The sequence below is a fragment of the Methanobrevibacter sp. UBA412 genome, from assembly GCA_002495685.1.
GTDB lineage: Archaea > Methanobacteriota > Methanobacteria > Methanobacteriales > Methanobacteriaceae > Methanobrevibacter_A > Methanobrevibacter_A acididurans.
Window position 1 is genome coordinate 200,503 of the sequence record DAGJ01000021.1, and the last position, 20,012, is coordinate 220,514.

Annotated in this window: 18 protein-coding genes, 1 tRNA gene and 1 pseudogene; 8 read left to right on the forward strand and 12 right to left on the reverse strand. The window is 26.2% G+C overall.

Translation table 11 applies throughout. From position 1 onward, the window contains the following. The first annotated feature begins 1 nt into the window (after position 1). From BP997_RS06435 to BP997_RS06445, 3 genes and pseudogenes are all read left to right on the forward strand, one after another. Positions 2-1,396, forward strand: coding sequence for an ATP synthase subunit B (locus BP997_RS06435; RefSeq protein WP_413825175.1), 1,395 nt, complete (start codon positions 2-4; stop codon positions 1,394-1,396). A 61-nt stretch (positions 1,397-1,457) separates the two neighbouring features. Then, positions 1,458-2,090 (forward strand): annotated as a pseudogene (locus tag BP997_RS06440) (V-type ATP synthase subunit D); the annotation flags it as partial. 521 nt (positions 2,091-2,611) lie between these two features. Next, positions 2,612-2,767, forward strand: coding sequence for a hypothetical protein (locus tag BP997_RS06445; RefSeq protein WP_409198631.1), 156 nt, complete (start codon positions 2,612-2,614; stop codon positions 2,765-2,767). Here BP997_RS06445 and BP997_RS06450 read toward each other — a convergent pair. The 9 genes from BP997_RS06450 to dnaG form a co-directional block, all read right to left on the reverse strand. After that, positions 2,764-4,035 carry an ATP-grasp domain-containing protein gene (locus BP997_RS06450; protein ID WP_413825173.1) on the reverse strand — a complete coding sequence of 424 codons (1,272 nt, stop codon included), beginning with the start codon at positions 4,033-4,035 and terminating at the stop codon, positions 2,764-2,766. The genes BP997_RS06445 and BP997_RS06450 overlap by 4 nt on opposite strands. A gap of 115 nt (positions 4,036-4,150) precedes the next feature. Continuing rightward, positions 4,151-4,222: transfer RNA gene (locus BP997_RS06455), tRNA-Gln, on the reverse strand. A 95-nt stretch (positions 4,223-4,317) separates the two neighbouring features. Next, complete coding sequence (locus BP997_RS06460) at positions 4,318-4,713, reverse strand: DUF1284 domain-containing protein (protein ID WP_413825170.1); 396 nt, start codon at positions 4,711-4,713, stop codon at positions 4,318-4,320. A gap of 33 nt (positions 4,714-4,746) precedes the next feature. Beyond that, entirely contained in the window at positions 4,747-4,887 is a 141-nt protein-coding gene (locus tag BP997_RS06465; protein ID WP_413825167.1) for a hypothetical protein, read from the reverse strand. 71 nt (positions 4,888-4,958) lie between these two features. Next, positions 4,959-5,564, reverse strand: a complete 606-nt coding sequence (locus BP997_RS06470; RefSeq protein WP_413825301.1) for a biotin transporter BioY — start codon at positions 5,562-5,564, stop codon at positions 4,959-4,961. A 147-nt stretch (positions 5,565-5,711) separates the two neighbouring features. Continuing rightward, a complete protein-coding gene (locus BP997_RS06475; RefSeq protein ID WP_413825165.1) occupies positions 5,712-6,521 on the reverse strand; it encodes a type 1 glutamine amidotransferase in 810 nt (269 codons plus the stop codon). A gap of 28 nt (positions 6,522-6,549) precedes the next feature. Continuing rightward, a complete protein-coding gene (locus BP997_RS06480) occupies positions 6,550-7,917 on the reverse strand; it encodes a MurT ligase domain-containing protein (protein WP_413825163.1) in 1,368 nt (455 codons plus the stop codon). A gap of 184 nt (positions 7,918-8,101) precedes the next feature. Next, complete coding sequence (gene xerA / locus BP997_RS06485; RefSeq protein WP_413825160.1) at positions 8,102-9,067, reverse strand: site-specific tyrosine recombinase/integron integrase; 966 nt, start codon at positions 9,065-9,067, stop codon at positions 8,102-8,104. A 177-nt stretch (positions 9,068-9,244) separates the two neighbouring features. Then, on the reverse strand, positions 9,245-10,534 hold the full coding sequence (gene dnaG, locus BP997_RS06490; RefSeq protein ID WP_413825158.1) for a DNA primase DnaG: 1,290 nt from the start codon (positions 10,532-10,534) through the stop codon (positions 9,245-9,247). 867 nt (positions 10,535-11,401) lie between these two features. Here dnaG and BP997_RS06495 point away from each other — a divergent pair. From BP997_RS06495 to BP997_RS06510, 4 genes are all read left to right on the forward strand, one after another. Beyond that, complete coding sequence (locus BP997_RS06495) at positions 11,402-12,190, forward strand: RraA family protein (RefSeq protein WP_413825155.1); 789 nt, start codon at positions 11,402-11,404, stop codon at positions 12,188-12,190. A gap of 78 nt (positions 12,191-12,268) precedes the next feature. Further along, positions 12,269-13,369 carry a UPF0104 family protein gene (locus BP997_RS06500; RefSeq protein ID WP_413825152.1) on the forward strand — a complete coding sequence of 367 codons (1,101 nt, stop codon included), beginning with the start codon at positions 12,269-12,271 and terminating at the stop codon, positions 13,367-13,369. Between the two features lie 343 nt (positions 13,370-13,712). Next, a complete protein-coding gene (locus BP997_RS06505; protein ID WP_413825149.1) occupies positions 13,713-14,033 on the forward strand; it encodes an H/ACA ribonucleoprotein complex subunit GAR1 in 321 nt (106 codons plus the stop codon). A 20-nt stretch (positions 14,034-14,053) separates the two neighbouring features. Next, positions 14,054-14,986, forward strand: a complete 933-nt coding sequence (locus BP997_RS06510; RefSeq protein WP_409199069.1) for a transcription initiation factor IIB — start codon at positions 14,054-14,056, stop codon at positions 14,984-14,986. Positions 14,987-15,039: 53 nt separating this feature from the next. Here BP997_RS06510 and BP997_RS06515 read toward each other — a convergent pair whose 3' ends face one another. Continuing rightward, positions 15,040-17,028 (reverse strand): MJ1255/VC2487 family glycosyltransferase, encoded by a 1,989-nt coding sequence (locus BP997_RS06515; protein ID WP_413825147.1) that lies wholly within the window; start codon positions 17,026-17,028, stop codon positions 15,040-15,042. 52 nt (positions 17,029-17,080) lie between these two features. Further along, entirely contained in the window at positions 17,081-18,181 is a 1,101-nt protein-coding gene (locus BP997_RS06520) for a hypothetical protein (RefSeq protein ID WP_413825145.1), read from the reverse strand. A gap of 200 nt (positions 18,182-18,381) precedes the next feature. Here BP997_RS06520 and BP997_RS06525 point away from each other — a divergent pair, with 200 nt between their 5' ends. Further along, complete coding sequence (locus BP997_RS06525) at positions 18,382-19,146, forward strand: sulfite exporter TauE/SafE family protein (protein ID WP_413827075.1); 765 nt, start codon at positions 18,382-18,384, stop codon at positions 19,144-19,146. Here the strand turns inward: BP997_RS06525 and BP997_RS06530 are convergent. Beyond that, entirely contained in the window at positions 19,143-20,009 is an 867-nt protein-coding gene (locus tag BP997_RS06530; protein ID WP_413825142.1) for a heavy metal-binding domain-containing protein, read from the reverse strand. The two genes, BP997_RS06525 and BP997_RS06530, sit on opposite strands and share 4 nt — an antisense overlap. Between the last annotated feature and the right edge of the window lie 3 nt (positions 20,010-20,012).

Here is a 20,012-nt window from a genome sequence, read left to right on the forward strand (position 1 = left end):
AATGAATACTGATATTAAAACAAGAGAATACACCACAGTTACAGAAGTTACCGGTCCTTTAATGGTCGTTGATGGAGTTGAAGGTGTAGGTTACAACGAAATTGTAGAAATTGAAACTCCTAACGGAGAACACAGACAAGGACAAGTTTTAGAAGTAAAACAAGATGTTGCAGTTATTCAAGTATTTGAAGGTACAAGTGATTTAAACACTAAAAACACTAAAACTAGATTTACTGGTGAAACAGCAAAAATCGGTGTATCCAAAGAAATGATGGGACGTATCTTTAATGGTACTGGTAAACCTATTGATGGTGGTCCTGAAATAATTCCTGAAAAAGAATTAGATATTAATGGAGCACCAATGAATCCAGCATCTCGTGAATTCCCAGAAGAATTTATTCAAACTGGTATATCAACCATTGATGGAATGAATACTTTAGTAAGAGGACAAAAATTACCAATCTTTTCAGGATCTGGTTTACCTCACAATGATTTAGCAGCACAAATTGCTAGACAAGCTAGAGTATTAGGTGGAGAATCTGAATTTGCAGTAATATTTGCTGCAATGGGTATTACTCACGAAGAAGCAAATTTCTTTATGAGAGATTTTGAAAGAACTGGAGCATTAGAAAAAGTAACAGTTTTCATGAACCTTGCAGATGACCCTGCTATTGAAAGAATTTTAACTCCAAAAATGGCTTTAACAACTGCTGAATATTTAGCATTTGAAAAGAATATGCAAGTATTAGTTATATTAACTGATATTACAAATTACTGTGAAGCATTAAGAGAAATTTCTGCAGCAAGAGATGAAGTACCTGGAAGACGTGGATACCCTGGATACATGTATACTGATTTAGCTGGTATGTATGAACGTGCAGGCCGTATACAAGGAAAAGAAGGATCAATCACTCAAATGCCTATTCTTGTAATGCCTCAAGATGATATTACTCACCCTATTCCTGATTTAACCGGATATATTACAGAAGGACAAATTGTACTTAATCGTAATCTTCACAGAAAAGGTATTTACCCTCCTGTAGATCCATTACCATCCTTATCTCGTTTAATGGGTGGGGGTATTGGAGAAGGAAAAACTCGTCCAGACCACAGTGGAGTATCTGACCAACTTTATTCTGCTTATGCAGAAGGTCGTGAATTAAGAGATTTAGTTGCTGTAGTAGGTGAAGAAGCTCTTACAGAAAGAGATCGTAAATTCTTAGAATTTGCTGATAATTTCGAAAACCAATTTATTACACAAGCTAAAGATGAAGACAGAAGTATTGAAGAAACCTTAGATCTTGGTTGGAAACTTTTAAGTATCTTACCTAAAAATGAACTCAAAAGAGTTAAAGATGAATTCATTGATCAATATCTTCCAAAGGCTGAAGAATAAGATAAAACTATATGATATTAATTTTCAATTAATATCTACTATCTTTATTTAGGAGGATAAAATGGCAGAAGAAATAATAAGCGGGATAAATCCAACTCGAATGGAGTTACTTGCACTTAAAGATAGAGAACAACTCGCAGTCAAAGGTCACAGTTTACTTAAAGAAAAACGTGATGCTTTAATTAAAGAGTTTTTCGATATTTTAGATAAAGTTCAAGGAGCTCGAGATGAATTGAATGAAGAACTCGCAGAAGCTTATGAAGATTTAACTGCAGCTCAAATCCAAATGGGTGATTTGGCTGTACAAAAAGCAGCTCTTTCTGTTACTGAATCTATGGATGTTGATATTAAATCTAGGAATATTATGGGTGTTTCAGTACCTGTAATTGATATGAAAGCACAAAATAGAACTATCCTAGATCGAGGTTATGGATTCAATGATACATCTATTAGGTTAGATGAAGCAGCTAAAAAATTTGAACATTGTTTGAAATTATCCATTCAACTTGGAGAAATTGAAAAAACAATTTATTTATTAGCAGCCGAAATTGAAGCAACTAAACGTCGGGTTAATGCTCTTGAACATATTATGGTTCCAAGATTACAAGCAACTATCAAATCCATTGATATGAGATTACAAGAAATGGAAAGAGAAAACTTCGTTAGACTTAAAATGATTCGTGCTACAATAGAAAAGAGTCAAGAAAGTGGAATTGAAGATGCTAAGAATTCTCGTCAAGATTATGAAGCTAAAGAATTAGCTGAAGCTGAAAAATTAGCTAAAAAAGAATCTACTATTGGTAAAGTTAAGGAAGCTGTAAAAAGCAAAATTCCTTCTAAAACTAAAAAGGATTCAGAAAAAACAGAAGATTCTACTTCCAAAGTAAAAGCGGAAGTTGAAAAACCTGTTAAAAAATCTTCTAAGAATAGCGATGAAAAATCTGTGGATGAAGAAAAACCAAAGAGAAAATTTAAGATGAAATCATTTAAAATTAGATAATTAAAATTATATTATTTAGTTTTAATATTTTTATTAATTTTTTTCTAAAAATAAAACAGGAGTCTAAAATTTTATTATTTAATATAAAATTTTTTAATGACTCTTTTTATAATTTTTTTTTAATGATTAAAATTATATATTAGTTTTTTTAATATTATATTACTAAAAAATTTTCAAATTTTTATAAGTTCTTAATTTTTGAGAAGTGTGGATTTATGCAAAGAAACCCTATAGATCAATTTATGAAAGATCCAGATCATGTTGCTAAAGTGTTTATAATAATTCAGATTGTTCAAATTGCTACTACCGCAATTTTGGTTATTGGAACAATTCTTTTTATATTATATTTAGCAGGTGTTATTCATTTTTAAATATTTTTAATATTCTCGTTTATTGTACTTTCTATTGCATTACTATTTTTAATTAGTTTTTTTACATTATTTGCTTGGTCTATTATTGTGACTAAAGGTTGGTTTTTTTCTATTATCACATTTGGGTAAGGTATATCAAATACATTATCTTTATTTAAATTTCCTATTTTTATAGTATTTGTTGAATATATTATCTTTTTAAAACTATATCCTTTATATTTGGGTATTTCTATTATTTTTCCTTGGCATGCTTTAATATGAGCATCTAATAAATTTATTTTTAAAAGTTTTTCAATACATTCATATGTGCCTTGTACACGAGGGTTTACTTCAATAATATAAATATCATTTTCTAATATGTTGTTGTTTTTGGTATTTTCAGATAATATCATGTCAACCCCATTAGATCCAATTAATTTTAAATCTTTAATTATTTCTTGGGATATTTGATTCATGTCTTCGTTTAAATTATCTATACCTATTTCATCATTTGGTATTGTGTATTCATTTAAGCTTTGTAAACTTTTAATATTCAATGGTATTATATTTCCATTATAAACAAATGATTTATTTTTTTGATAATCGTTAATTGTTAGTAATCTACTGTTTATTATGGTTTTTGCTTCATGATTGTTACTTAATACTGATGAACTAATATTTATTCCTTTAATATGCTCTTGTAATATTAATTTTTGATTTTCAGTAATTTTTTCTAATTTTTCACTATTTTTTTCATTACTCTTAAATTCATTTAAGCTATTATAATTTAATAATCTGACACCATAACCACCACTTCCTTTACATGGTTTTAGTATATATGACTTGTCTACATTATTTTTTAGAATTTCTTCTACGTCATGTATATCTTTTATCTTAAAAGTTTCAGGAGTTAAAAATTTATTACAAATATACTTATAAAACTTATATTTATCTTCAACTTCACCAACATTTTTATTACCTAAAATTTTTCCACGATACTTTTTAAATTCACCTATAAAATCTGAAAAAGATATACCTGCACACAAAATTATGTAATCTACTTTTTCTAAAAATTCCCTAGATTTATCTAAAAGTTCTAATGGATCATATTTTTCTTCAAAAAAACCACAAGACGCATCTGTTTCCTGATTAAGTAAATGTATTTCATCAAAAGGTTTATTAAAATCATAAGTAGCATAATAACTACTGGAATATACCTCAAAATTTAATTTAAGTGCTGAATTAACAAGAGGTCTAGTATTAACTCCCATAATAAGTAATTTTTTCATAATTATCAAATTCTCCTAAAAAATAAATTTAATTTTATAAAAAATTAGTTAAATTCATAAAGCAATATATAAAAATTTTAAAAACATGTAAAAAAATAGCTTTTTATAGATAATATAGTCCCGAGCGGAGTCGAACCGCCGTCTCCGGGTCCAAAGCCTAGAAGGATTACCACTACCCTACGGGACTAAAAATCAGTTGCAATACACAGATTACAACATATTATTATATTCTTCAATCTCCTATTTAAACTTATCGTATAAATTATTTAAAAAAATTAATTTTTATAAAAAATTTTGATAAAACAAACATTTATCAATCCAACCACAATCCCCACAAATAGTTTTCACACTATCCTCAGAATTAAATATATTATTTATCTCTTCAAATAATTCACTTGTAAGAAATTCTTTTTCAGAATTTTTAATTTTACTTAAAATTATTTCATCCATTAATACAATATCCTCATTAGTCTGGAAATCTTTACAAAAACCATCTTCATTAAGATTAGGGCAAAATTTACAAATATCATCTGCAGAATTACATAAAACAACTAAATTATTATTATTTTTTAAAATTTCTACTATATGATCCATATTTTTAACAAATTCATCACTATAACCATATCCCTGATACCCTTGAATACATAATAAATGATGAGCTCGAAGTTTAATTTTCATAAAAATAAAATTCTCCTTAAATTAACTAAGTTTTCATAATTCTTGATACATTAATAATTGTTCTAATGGGATATTACAAGAATTTTTCTTTTTAGACTTCTTAATCTTATGATTTTCTAGCTGATATTTTTTATCAGACTCTTTAACTTTTTCAAAGAATTCTAAAACATCCATTTTATCAAATACCCTAAAAATATGACAAATTATTATTATAAATAAAAAAAATAAAAAAAGTAAAAAGATATTTAATCTTTAGGTAAAAATACCTTAGATACTAAACCTGCACTTAAAATTTTAACAATATCTCCAATAATAAATGGAGCAAGACCCATAACAATTAATTCAACAGGTCCAAGAACAATTCCTTGTGTGAAATAAGACCAAGCAGCTAATCCTGCAAGTCCAGGAATATATATTATTGCAAAATTTGCAATAGCAACAACAGCAGTCATTCTAGTGAAATTTCTAGATTCAACATATCTTTCAGAAATTAATCCAACAAAATATGCAGCTAATACCATTCCAACAAAGTATCCACAAGTAGATCCTAATAAAGTAGCTATTCCACCAGTTGCACCAGCAAACCATGGAATTATAGTAGCACCTATACCAATATATAATATTTGGCTTAATGCCCCATATTTTTTACCTAAGAATAAACCTGCTATTAAAACTGCAAAGGTTTGTCCAGTGATAGGTACTGGGGTAAAAGGTAAAGGAATAATAAATTGTGCCATAATACCAGTGAAACATGCCATCATAAAAGCCATAATTACTTTTGTAACAGTATTGGATTCTTGAATTTTATTAAATGCGATTTCCCTCTTATTATAATATGAATTAATATTTATATTCATTTTAATACTCCTATTTTAAATATTATTTATAATTTATTTTAAAAATAAGTTTCTTATTTAATGGATATCACTTTATAATCCATTAGTATAAAATTTATAAAAACTTTTATAAAAAATTTTCTAATTTATATACTATTTTTTTTAATGTTTTTTATATTCTTTTAAATCCTTTATTCGTTTTTTGTACTTCCAGTACTTACTTAATTCATTATCATTATGTAATTCTATTAATTTGTTAGCCATAGCATTACGTGCTTTAATTTCAATTTTATCATCAATAGTCGGTAAAGAATCAATATCATATTTATTCTTTAAAGCATTTAATATTAAATAATCAGCAATATGTGGATTTTTTGGCAATAATGGTCCATGTAAATAACTACCTATTACATTTTTAAAAATTATGCCCTCTTTATTATCTTTACCATTATTACCATAACCTAACTTAACTATACCAAAAGGTTCATAATTATGGTAAGTACGACCACCATGATTCTCAAATCCAACAACACTTTTTGGATTTAAATCTAAATTATTTTCAATTAAAATATTCCCAATTAATCTTTCATTGTTAGATTCTGTTTTAATATCTAATAATTCCAAGCAAGGAATATCATTACCTTCAGCATCACAGTAATCATTACCTAACATTTGATAACTACCACAGATAGCTAAAATAACACCATCATTATTAATATAATTATCTATCATACTTCTTTTATCAAATAAATCCTTAGAAACTATGTTTTGTTGATTATCCGAACCTCCTCCAATTAAAATCATATCAATATTATCATCTTTAACGGTTTTTGTTCCTAAAGTTGAAATTACTTGATTAACTTTGATTCCTCTCCATTCACATCTTTTTTCAATACATATTAAGTTACCAATATCTCCATACATATTTAAAATATCAGGATACATGTTTACAATATTTAATTCCATTTTCATAGTAATCTTTAAGTATTTTTATTTAAGTTTAGTTTTCATAAATTTTGTCATGTTTTTCATATAAAATTTTTCTAGCTTCAGGCATACCTGTAAAAGTCCCAACAATATATGATCTATTATTTTCAGACAATAATTGATCAATTCCAGATTTTAAATCAAACTTATCTTTTCCAGGATAAATTCTAATTTTATCTGTGGGAAAATTAGTATATTTTAATCTTAAAGCAGCATCTTCAGCTCGTGTTCCGGCACAATAAAAATTTTTAACTTTTTGAATATTATTTATTTCATCAAAGTTTGCATCCCAAATCCAAGAAACATCTTTTCCATCTGCAGCATAATCGTTTAAAATAAACATTATTGATTTTTCATTTGGATTTGTATGAAAAGCAGAAAAAACTTCACTTAAACCTACAGGATTTTTACTCAAAACAAGAACAACTTCTTTATTTCCTAATTTAATTGTTTCCATACGTCCTAATTTATATTCGAAACTTTGAATTCTACTTTGTATAGTTTCATAATCTAAGCCTAATTCACTAGATAATGCTATGACAGCTAAACAATTATATAAATTATATAATCCCATAACATTTAATCTAAAAGATTTTTGTTCGTTACAATATCCAATTGTGAAATCATAATAACCATCATAAGGAGTTACTGAAATTAATTTATAATCAGAGAAAGGATTACTAGCACCACAGTTATTACAATGATACTGTCCAATGTTTCCATAATTAATAAAATCATATTCTAATCTATTCCCACAGATTGGACAAAATACAGATTCTAATACTTCAACATCTTTTTTAGAATTTTCAGTCTCACCATGACTATAATAAACTTTAGGATTTGGTAAATCATTAAAATATAAACATGAAGGATCATCTGCATTTAATATTAATACTGTTTGAGGATTAGTTATAGAATCATGAACCAGTTTAATAGTATTTTCTACTTCCCCAAATCTGTCTAGTTGATCTCTAAAAAAATTAGTTATTACAATATAATTTGGGTTAATATGTTTTGTAACTTTTGGAACGGTTCCTTCATCTACTTCGAATATGCCACAATCATAATGGTTTTTTTTATTTATTATAAAAGAAGTCACTACACCAGTTACTAAATTTGAACCATTAAGATTTGATGCAATATTTTCATAAAAACCATTTAAAACATGGTTTAATAAGTTGTTAGTGGTAGTTTTGCCATTGGTACCTGTAATTATAATAGTCCTATCACATTTATTTACCATTTTGGAGAGAAGATTAGGTTCTATTTTCATACTTACTTTTCCAGGCAATGCAGTTCCTTTCTTCCCACTAAGTTTTAAAATTTTGTAGGTAAATTTACCTACACTAATAGAAAATTTTGTGTTTAAATCCCCTTTCATTTAATCATCTCCATATTTTTCGAGATTTTATTTATTAAATGTTTCTTCAACACATTAAAATTATTTTATTTAATATTTAAATCTTTTGTTAAAAATATAGGTAAAATATTTTATTTTTCTTTTATATCTAATTTTTTAGAGCCCTATACCTTTTTTAAGATTAATTAGTAGTTTAATTAGTTTTTTATGAATGTTGTTGATGTTTTGCTATATCATAAATTTCTTTTATTGTACCCATATCTACACTAGTATAAATTTGTGTTGTTGACAAACTAGAATGGCCAAGTAATTGTTGTATAACTCTAATGTCTACACCATTTTTTAATAAATGTGTTGCAAAAGAGTGTCTAAGTATATGAGGAGTAACCCTTTTATTTATACCCACTTTTTTAGCATATATTTTTATCATTCTTTGAATATATCTTGGAGTGATTTTATTATTGTCACGATTTAAAAAAAGGTATTCTGAATTGGAATTTCTTACATTTAAGTATTGTTCTATTAATTTCTTAGTATCATCATCAAAAAGTACAATACGATCTTTGTCTCCTTTTCCTCTAACCCGAATAGTTCTTTCTTCAAAATCTATGTCTTTAATAATTAAATTTACTAATTCAGAAATTCTTAATCCAGAAGAGTAAAGCACTGCTAATATTACTTTATCTCTAAGTTTTGTTTTTTGTTTTAATTGACTATCTGAATTTGGATCCCAAGTAACTGAATTTATAAGGTTTTCTACTTCTGTTTCATTCAATGATTTTGGTAATGATTTTGTTCTTTTAGGAGGTTTAACTTCATTTAAGAATGATATTTTATTAAATTCTAAAAATTTTTTACATACTACTGTTACTAAATATATGTAATTTTGTGTAACATGCTTATCCCTTTTTAAGATTTGTATATACCTTTTAAAACTTCTTAAAAATCTTTTTTCATCATACAAATCCTCTTGTTTATTTAAATATTTCATAAAATTATGTATTATGGATTTATAAGTTTTTATGGTGTTCATGGAATAATTTCTAATTTCTAAATCAATAAAATATTCTTCAAACATATCATTGAAATTAAAAATATTCATAATATTTTCTTTGTTCCCATTTTTATCATATGAAGGTAAATTTATTGGTGATTTTGGGGTTTCTTCCATACAATCACTTCCTGTTTTTAAATTCTTAATCAAAACATTTGACTATTATTAATTTATGTTCGTTATATTTATGTGTAAGTTTATGAAAATTTTCATATTAAAAAAAAACTTAGAATATGTAAAAAAAGCGAATTTAATTTAAAAAAATAAAAAAAGATTAAAAAGATAGTATAAATTTTAATTTACAGTAATAATTCTTAAACTATCAGGTTTTTTAACCATATGACTAGATTTAAAAGCTACTAAATTTTTAATTCCCTTAGATGCTGAAACATCTGCTAATCTTTGGGAAATTACTCCATCAAATATAACAGTATTTGCATCTGGATTGTTTTGTTTGAGTTCATCATAAAGATTTTCAACACTAACTTCTTTGATAATATTTAAGGAATCATCTAAAATTTCACTATTACCAGTACCAGTAAGTTTTCCTAACATATTTTTCATAGAATTGATTTCACTATTATGTTTCTTTTCAATTCTATTGTTACCATTTCGTTTATTAGTACTATTATTATATCTATTATTTTTACGATTGTAACGATTATTATTATTGTTATTGCTGTTATTGTATTGGTTGTTATTGTTATTAGATTTATTATACTTATGATTTTTAGACTTGTTATCTTCAAGTGAAATTGTATTAATTACTTGATCTAAAGGTACTTTGTCACGTAATGCAACCATTACTTCATCTTTTTCAAGATCTTCAACTTCTTTACCTCTTGGAGCTTGTGTAACATAATCAACATCTCCAACTTGAACAAGTTCTTTTAATATAAGTTCTCCTCCACGATCACCATCAACAAATGCAGTTACAGTCCGATGTTTAGTTAATTCTGCAACACCAGCAGGAATATTAACCCCTTCAACAGCTACAGTATTTCTTATACCATATTTTAATAAGTTTAAAACATCACTTCTACCTTCCACTACAATAATAGCATCAGAAGTATGAACACTAGGACCTGCAGGAAGCTTTTCTTCTCCATATTCTGAAATTTCATGAATTCTCATAGATTCTCTAATTTCTTCAATCATTTTCATACTTTCAGGTGAAGATGTTTCCATCATAGTTGTATAAATTTCTTTTGCACGATTTACAACTTGCTGTCTTTTAACAGCTCTAACATCTTCAACTTTGAGAATAGTTATTTCAGCTTCACAAGGACCAACTCGATTAATAGTTTCAAGGGATGCAGCTAATATAGCGGTTTCAATTCTATCTAAACTAGATGGAATTACTATTTCACCTTTAGCTCTACCTCCATTGGAATGAATAATAACTTGGATTCTTCCAATTCTACCTGTTCTTTGAAGTTCTCTTAAATCTAAATCATTACTTAAAAGACCTTCAGTTTGTCCAAAAACCGCACCAACCACATCAGGTTTTTCCACGATTCCATTTGCATTTATTTGTGCATGAATAAGATATTTAGTTGTAGTTAATTCTTCTCCTTTTCCCATCTTAAGCCTCCGTTTTATTAAGCTTAGATACTTTTAGAGATAATTTAAAATCCTGTAATATTATTTTAATTATTAATTTATAATACTCAGAAAAACAATTAATTATTTAATTGTTAAATTATACTTTTGTAATTGTATTTTGATAATAATATTTTATAATAGCTATATATTGAAGCTAAATCTAATTTTTATCAATTAGACAATGATACATCAAATATACTTAAAAAATAGAATTTACTTTTACTTATTGAAGTTGAGAATATTAATAACATGAACTCTTTTTATAGAAAAATCTTCAGTTTTCCATAATTAAAAAGTTTTTATTAAAAAAAATTTTTATAATTTTTAAAAAGTTTACAAACTATAAATAATTTTTATCTATTTTTAAATCAATTAGTAAGCTTATTTTTATATTTTTTTCTAAATTTTTATTATTTTTAATTAAAATTTTTATATACCTAAATTTTTAAAAAAATTCTAAAATAACCTTAATCCTTATCTAATAATTGATTTTCCTTTTTAATTCTTGTTAAATCCCTTAATTAATTCTCCTGTCTTTTGTTTAACTTCATTAATTAATTTTTGTAATATTTAGTAAATTGTAAATTTATAAACTCAATTTTTGAGTATAATATGATTATTAGTATCTAACTAAATTTTTGTATAAACAGGTATATAAAATATTTTATTATCTTTCATGTTTTAACATTATAAATTTAATTTTCCAATTTTCTTATTAGTTAATTTAAAAATAATTATATACTTTTAAAATAAAAAATTAATCGTTAATAATTAATAAAAATTCTATATTTTATTACTAATTAAACGATTAATTTTTTCATATAAAAAAATTTGAGGCGTAAATTGATGTCAAAAGGAAAATTATCAGCAAAAACTTTTTTAAATAACATAAATAATAACAAATTCGATGATTTATCTGATTTAAAAGATTTTAGTACCATAAGTTTAGATGATCCTCGATTAATTAATAAAACTTTTAATATTGAAGATTTAACTTTAAATGAATCTAAAAATAATATTGAACAATATCAAGAGTTAAAAATTATTTTAGAAACCGCTTCTGCATGTCAAATATCCGATGCAGTTAATGCAGTTACAGGGGAATCTGGAGTAATAAAAGGATTGAAATCTATTAATAATCAAAGAGCTTACGGTAGGGCAGTAACATCTAAAGCATCTTCAAAAGATTGGGGGGCTTCACTTTTAGCAATAGATGCTGCAAAAGAAGGAGATTTTCTATTATTATACACTACTGGAGAACCCGCAGCAGTTTGGGGGGAATTAGCTTCAACTTGTGCTAAAGAAAAAGGAATAGTTGGAACTGCTGTTTATGGTGCAACAAGAGATATTGATGTACTGTTACATTTAGATTATCCTGTTTTTGCATTAGAAACACTACCTAATGCAGGTAAACCTTCTGGTATTGGGGAATTAAATGTTAACTTACAAATAGAAAATTATTTAATAAGTCCCGGCGACTTTATCTATGCTGATGAAAGTGGAGTAGTTATTGTTCAAAAATCTATATTTTCTAAAGTTATATTAGAAACTTTAAAAATCAAAATTAATGAATCAAAAATTATTAACCAATTAAAAGCTGGAAAATCTTTATCTACTGTAGTAGGGCTTAGATAAACAAAAATTTTTTATTTTAATCTATCATTTATTTCACTATTTAAAACACATTTATAATTATTAAAAGAGGTTTTGTTTTTGACTTCATCTGAAAAAAGTAGTGCCCAAACAATATATTCATTTATTTTAGATAATAAATATGCTATTATTGTAAGTTTTATCATTGTTCTTGCAATGTTATTTGTAATGATAGCTCTCTCTGGACTAGATTCTATAATAGCTAATTTGAGCCGTACAAATCTCTTTCTTTTTGGTTTAACATTTATAGTTCAAATTATTGTAATTTTATTATGGGCTTATAGGTGGAAAATTATTTTATATCATATGCATGACTCACCTGGGTTTAAAAATGTAGTTGGCATATTACTTACTAGTATTTTTGGGAATAATATAACTCCTGGCGCTATTGGTGGGGAACCATTAAGAGCATATATACTTAAAGAATATAATGGAACTCCATTTGAAGTTGGTTTTGCTTCAACTATGGCTGATAGAGTTTTTGAAATGTTTCCTTTTGTAGTAATTAGTTTACTTGCAATCATTAGTATAATAACATGGAATTTAGGTATAGTATCTAAACTTTTCTTATTATTCTTAATTGTTGCAGTATTCTCTTTATTTTTGATTGTTATTTACACAGGTTTTAATAAAGAATGGTCTATGAATTTGGCTGAGAAAACCATAAATTTTTTCTTACCTTTTATAAATAAATTTACTAGAAAAACTTATAATCAAAGTCATTTAGTTGAAACTGCAAATGGTTATATTAACAATTTTAATACTAGCTTTCGTATGATGATTGAAGATAAACATTTATTTGTAAAAGGTATTTTTTTAGCTTTAGTTTGCTGGTTTTTAGATTTATCCAATTCTTATTTAGCATTTATGGCTATAGGTATACATCCGCCTATTGCACCTTTTATTACAGTTTATACTATTGCTATACTTTTATCATTTTTACCTACTTTACCAGGATCTTTAGGGATTACAGAAATTGTAATGATAGCATTATTTGTTCCTGTAGGCATTTTTGCAGATCAAGTATTAGCTGCTTCTGCTCTTGAAAGATTAGCTTCTTATGTTTTCCCTACTGTTTTAGGTATTTTAGCTAGTTTATATTATGTTAAAATTTTTTCTAAAAAACATTTAGAAAAGAAAAATGAAAAGCTAATTAATTGATTAAAAATATTTTTAATCATTATTTCTTATTTTTTTCTAATATTTTTATTAATTAAAATGTTTTTATCAAGCTATTTAATAATTTATTAAAATATATTAGATTTTTTGTTTATATTTATGTGTTTATTTAATCAAATTTAATTATTATAGTAAATTTAGGTTACTTTTATACAAAGTAATTTATTACTATTGTTTCAAACGAATTAAGAGAATTTTTTCTATTTAAACTAAATAGTAATATTTTTAAATGGGTTTTAAATTTATATTTAATATTATCGTAAAGTTTATATATGATGAATGTAGAATTTTATATATACATACTCATCTATTTTAATTGATTTTTATGAAAGTTTTAGGGAATATTTCACATATAGCAAAATCTGGTAAACTCATAGCAACCACCACTCAAACACCTCCTTCAGGAGCTTATGTTTTAACAGAAAACAAAAAAAAGATTGGTAGGGTAAATGATGTATTTGGTCCAGTAAAAAATCCTTATGTTTCTATTAATTTATTCCGTTCAACAAATAAAGAAGAATTAGAAAATATGATTGGTGAAAAACTGTATGTATCACCTAATAAAAATAAACGGGGGAAAAAAGCACGAAAAAAGAAATGGAAGAGATGGAACAAAAATACAACAAAAAAGGCAAAAAGCCAGTAAACGTCTCTGAAAAAGAAAGAATGATACATGATGTATCAGTCACCGAAAAACAAACAAGATGCCCTGAATGTGGATCAGAAGATTTAATTGGTGATTATGAGCGTGCAGAAGTCGTTTGTGCTAACTGCGGTTTAGTTATTGATGAAAATTTAGTAGATATGGGTCCAGAATGGAGAGCATTCGACCATGAACAAAGAGATAAACGTACCCGGGTAGGAGCTCCAATTACTTACACCATCCACGATAAAGGTTTAAGTACAATGATTGATTGGAGAAACAAAGATATTTATGGAAGAGATATCCCCGCTAGAAATAGAGCTCAATGGTATAGACTTAGAAAATGGCAAAGAAAAATAAGAATATCCGGAGCAACAGAACGTAATTTAGCATTTGCATTAAGTGAACTAGACAGAGATTCATCAAGATTAGGACTTCCACGGAGTGTAAGAGAAGCTGCATCTGTAGTATACAGAAGTGCGGTAGAAAATAAACTTATTAGGGGAAGAAGTATTGAAGGAGTTGTAGCAGCTTCATTATATGCTGCTTGTAGAAGATGTAAAGTTCCTCGTACTTTAGATGAAATTGCAGAAGTTTCTAGAGTAAGTAAAAAAGAAGTTGGAAGAACATATAGATTCTTAACAAGAGAATTAAATATTAAATTACCTCCAACATCACCAGTCGATTATGTACCTAGATTTGCAAGTGAACTAGGATTATCAGGTGAAGTACAATCAAGATCTATTGAAATAATAGAAAAAGCAATGGAAAAAGGATTAACATCAGGTAGAGGTCCAACAGGTGTTGCAGCAGCAGCTTTATACATAGCTTCTGTACTACTTGGGGAAAGAAAAACACAAAGAGATGTAGCAGACATTGCAGGAGTTACTGAAGTAACAATAAGAAATCGTTATAAAGAACTCACAGAACAATTAGACATGGGAGTAACATTATAAACATTTAAAAATTTTACTTCCCATAAACTTTTTTTTAAATTACTAATATATATTTAATAATCTTTACTAAATTTTTGAATATCACGTTCTACTTCATTTAAGATAGCAGAATTATCCGTATTTTTAACTTTATCTAAATTTTCACGATATTTAGGAATATTTTTTATAAACTTACGAATTAACTTATTATTTAACTTATTATGGAATTCCCCATAACCTAATTTTTTAACATAAAAACCATTAAGGATTTGTTCAAAATTACCATTAGCAGGAATACTATAAACAGGTTTCTTAAGATAAATAGCTTCTGAAATCATTGTGAAACCACCATTAGTTAAAATAGCTTTAGCAGTACGCATATCTTCATAAATAGCATCTTCATTAAATGAACGATAAGTTAAATTTCCATCAACCAAATCTTTATTAAAACCATAAACAATAAAATTCTCTTTAACCTTCTTTAAATTTTCCATTAACTCAATGTTAGAATCACTAGTTTGATAAACAACAATATGATCCCCATTTTCAGGTTTTAATTTCATAATATCCTCACGAATAACTGGAGGATAAATTGCAGTAATTTCAGGGTGTCTAAGTGGAGGGAAAAAGAAACTAGTTAAAATATGTTTTTCAGGACGTATAATATAAGCTTTAACTACAGCTTTAGCAACTAACATATCCATTTCATGATTTTTTGGGTAATCATAATCAGTTTGGGTAATCATATGAATATTATCTAAACTAATCATAGGAACATTAATTAATTTACTTAACATACTAGCATAATTCTCAAAATCAGAAATAATCAAATTAGGTTTAACAATTTGAGATTCTTTATATAAAACATCATAACCCTCTTTTAAATTAGTTGGATTAGCTTTAACAGCTTTTAAAAAAGTAGCCTTATTTTTAACAGCATTATTCTCATAAACAGTGTTAAATCCACCAATTTCAAAAACATTATCAAATTTATTGTTTAAATATTTGTAAGCCCTATCACTTGAAAAAATATATACATCATGATGTTTTATTAATTCCTCAATAATAACACTGCTTCTAATCGCATGCCCCATACCTTCTCCACAAACTGAGTAAAAAATTCTTTTTCTTTTATTATTTTTTAAATTTTTACTCCCTTTTTTAATTGGTGGGGATGAATAATCATGTTTAGGAGTATTATGTTTAAGTTTAGAAATACTTCTAAATTTCTTATCCTCACTTAAATTACTAGGAAGGTGTTTTTGTTTAAGATTATGTTTCTGATGAAAAGTGCCTTTACCAATATTCATTTTAGATTTTTCAGCAATTTGATCTAAATCATTTTTTTCTAATGCTGTTATAGGATCATGTCCAAATTTATAATTTAATTCTTCAGCACTAGTACGTTTACCTCTAAAATCATTGATAGTACTTTTACCATAAGTCTTCAATAAACTATATAATCCTTCTTCTTCTAATCTTCGGGTGGATACACAAATCTTAGGTTTTCTTAAAACTTTAAACTCTTCCAATTTAGATAATCTTTCAATATAATCAGTATCTTCACCAAATGTTAATCTTTCATCAAAACCTCCAGCAATTTCATGTAAATACCTTTTAGATACTATTCCATAACATCCTGCACCATGAGGTTTAATATTTTCCGCAGCTATCATGAACCAGTTAGCCATATCATGTAAAAATTTATCTTTATGTTTTTCAGACATTGGAGTCATTTGTGTAATACCAATACCTAACAATTCTCCCTCAAATTCCGCTACTAAATCTTCTAAATAATTAGGAGTTAATCTTAAATCAGAATCTAAAAATAATAATATTTCCCCTTTAGCAATTTTAGCACCATTATTACGTCCAACTGCAGGTAATCCTCCTTGAACAATTTTACAATTATAATCTTCAGCAATTTTGACTGTATCGTCATTAGAATCATTGTCTGCAACAATAATTTCATAACTATCAAAATTTTGAGATTTAATACTTTTTAATAATCTTGGAAGATATTTTTCCTCGTTATATGTTGGTATAATAATACTTAACTTCATTTTCATCATCTAAAAAATAAATTTATAAAATACAAATTTTCTCATAATCTTATTATAAATAAGAATAAATATTCCAACTTTCACTAAACCAATCACATTTACCCTGCAGTGATCTAGCTAAACTATTCTCTAATTCCATTTCATTATAATTTGAATTAAACTGTGCATGTATACTATTATCTGTTTCTGTAATATTTAATGTATTATATTGACTTAAATCACAATTATCTGATGGATTCATAATAGTAACATCATAATATTCAGGATTTGAACCAATAAATGCTACTGAAAACCTTAATAATATGATAAATATTAAAATTAAATGAGGAAGAAGAACCCTAAATATTTTTTTATATTCACTCCATTTCTTTGGAATATCAATACTATCTTTCTCATCTTCTACCCATTTTTTAATTCCAAATATTCTCCCAATCCAATAAGTAAAGCTAGAATAATCATAATAAATTACTAAAAATCCATATAATCCTCCAACACAAGGGGTTGAAAAAAAACCTCCATCCATAACTCCAATTAATCCAAGAGTCATAGTAAATGATAAAAATAATCTACTGAACTTAGATTTATTTTGAACACTTTTTAACATTATTAAGAAAAGGACTGGTATCAAAACAAACAAATACTTAGTATACCAAGGAACATACTGAGATAATGAATTTCCAATATGTATTCCCTCTGGAATACTAACTAATACTGCATTAATTAAAGTTCCTAATACTGATTTATAAACATGAGAATGAAGTATACTAGTACTAGTCATACTTGGATCCATTGAAGTGAATATAGTGAAAACTCCAATACCAAAATTATATCTTATTATTACTTCAGTAACTAGCCCCCATAAAGCTAAACTTAATAATAATAAAAAACCTATTTTTAAATAAAAATCATGATCTTTTTTTAAAAAACTTGGCCAAGGTATTTTTCTTATAATATTCCAATTTTCCATTTCACTAAAAATTAAGAATATTCCAAAAATAGCAAAAAATAAAATATCTTTACCTTTAGAAGAACCCATTAATACTAAATGTAAAAAGGGACGTATAATTAAATCCACACTATTTGAAAAAAATAGGATTATGGATAATATGATGAAAACAAAACCCAATTTTTGATATTTATTTAATTTAAACATTTTTTACCAGAATCCTTAAAAAAGGTATTAATTTTGGAAATTTAATTCATATAATTTTTTTAAAGAATAAAATTTAAGTTATTTAAAGTATTAACTTTAAGTAATATAATCATTTTTATTTTATTTAAAAAATAATTTAAAAATTAGTATGGAGGAGAATAAATATTTTCACATTATTTTATTTTATTGGTTTAATTTTCATTGGGATTATAGCAGGTATAGCATCTGGTTTATTAGGTGTAGGTGGAGGATTTATAATGGTTCCTCTACAATTTTTCCTTTTAACATCTTTAGGTGTAGATTCTAGTCTAGCTTTAATGGTATCTTTTGGTACAAGTTTAGCAATAATTATACCCACTTCTATTAGTGGAGCATATAAACACAATAAAGAATTAAAAAATATTTTAAAACCAGGAATTATTTTAGGTATATTTGGTATATTTGGAGGATTTTTAGGAGGTTTTCTAGCATCATATGCTCCTACAAGAATATTACAAATATTTTTTGGAATAGTTTTAATAATTATTGCAATTAACATGTTTTTAAACAAAAAAACTGGAAAAACTAAACCTAAAATTAAATTCAATATATTATCTGCAGCACTAATTGGTGTAAGTGTAGGTGTGCTTTCTGGTTTACTTGGAATTGGTGGAGGGGTATTTATTGTAACAATTCTGTCTGTAATTTTAGGATTTTCAATGATAGAATCAATAGGTATTTCTAGTGTATTTATTTCATTAGCTGCCATTGGTGGGGTAAGTTCATATATAATTACAGGATTAGGAGTAAATACTTTACCTTATTCCTTAGGTTATGTTAGTTTAGTAAACTTTTTTGTAATCATTTTGTTTTCAATTCCATGTGCATATATTGGTGCAAATTTGTCCCATAAATTACCTGAAAGAAGGTTACAAGAAATATTTGCAATATTACTAATTATTCTTGCAATTAAAATGATAATTTAAGACCAAGTTATGCTTTTTTCAATAACTACTCCAGTACCATGAGCAGTAACATTACAAATTGTTCCATTACCATCTAAGATATCATACTCTAATGTTAAATCTAAAATCCCATTACACCCATCATTTTTTGCTTCTTTACATAAATTCGCTATGGCTTGATCTTTAATTTTTCGTAAATCTTTCAATAATAACTCTTCTTCTTTATCAAAACCCATAGGACGTTTAGCTTTATAAATAATTTTACCTTCATAAATTCCATTATACTTTATCACTTCTTGATTCCATAAATGGGTAGTACTTAAAAGTAATATTCCTAAATCATTAATGTCAATTTGTAAATTTTCATCAAAATTGTTTATATTTTTATCAGGTTTTATAATTGGAAGTTCTTCTCCAGTTATTTTTGATTTGATTTTTATATAAATTTTATATAAAAAACCTGTTATCTTTTTAAATATCCCTGAAATATAAGATATCATAGCTAAAATTATAATTATTATAAAATAATTAATTAAAGTAGGAATTGCAGCTTGTAATATTACAATCACACTTCCAATTGTTATAAAATTAAATCCTAAAGTAGGGTTAGCGATAATAAATCCATAAACTACCGTTACAGCAAATAATATAAATGCACTAACAGCTCCAGTGGTTTCTTTCATATATTTTTGTGCAAAATAAGTTTCCACATAACCTGCTACTAATGGTGAGAAAACTAATCCTAAATTCCAACCAAAAATATCTAAATGAATCATTAAACAGAATTCATACGTTAATAATCCAGCTATAGTTCCAAGTGTTATACAGAATGTTGCCTCTCCAAAATTATCCAATCTTTTTTGCAAATCTGTATTTAATTTCATTTT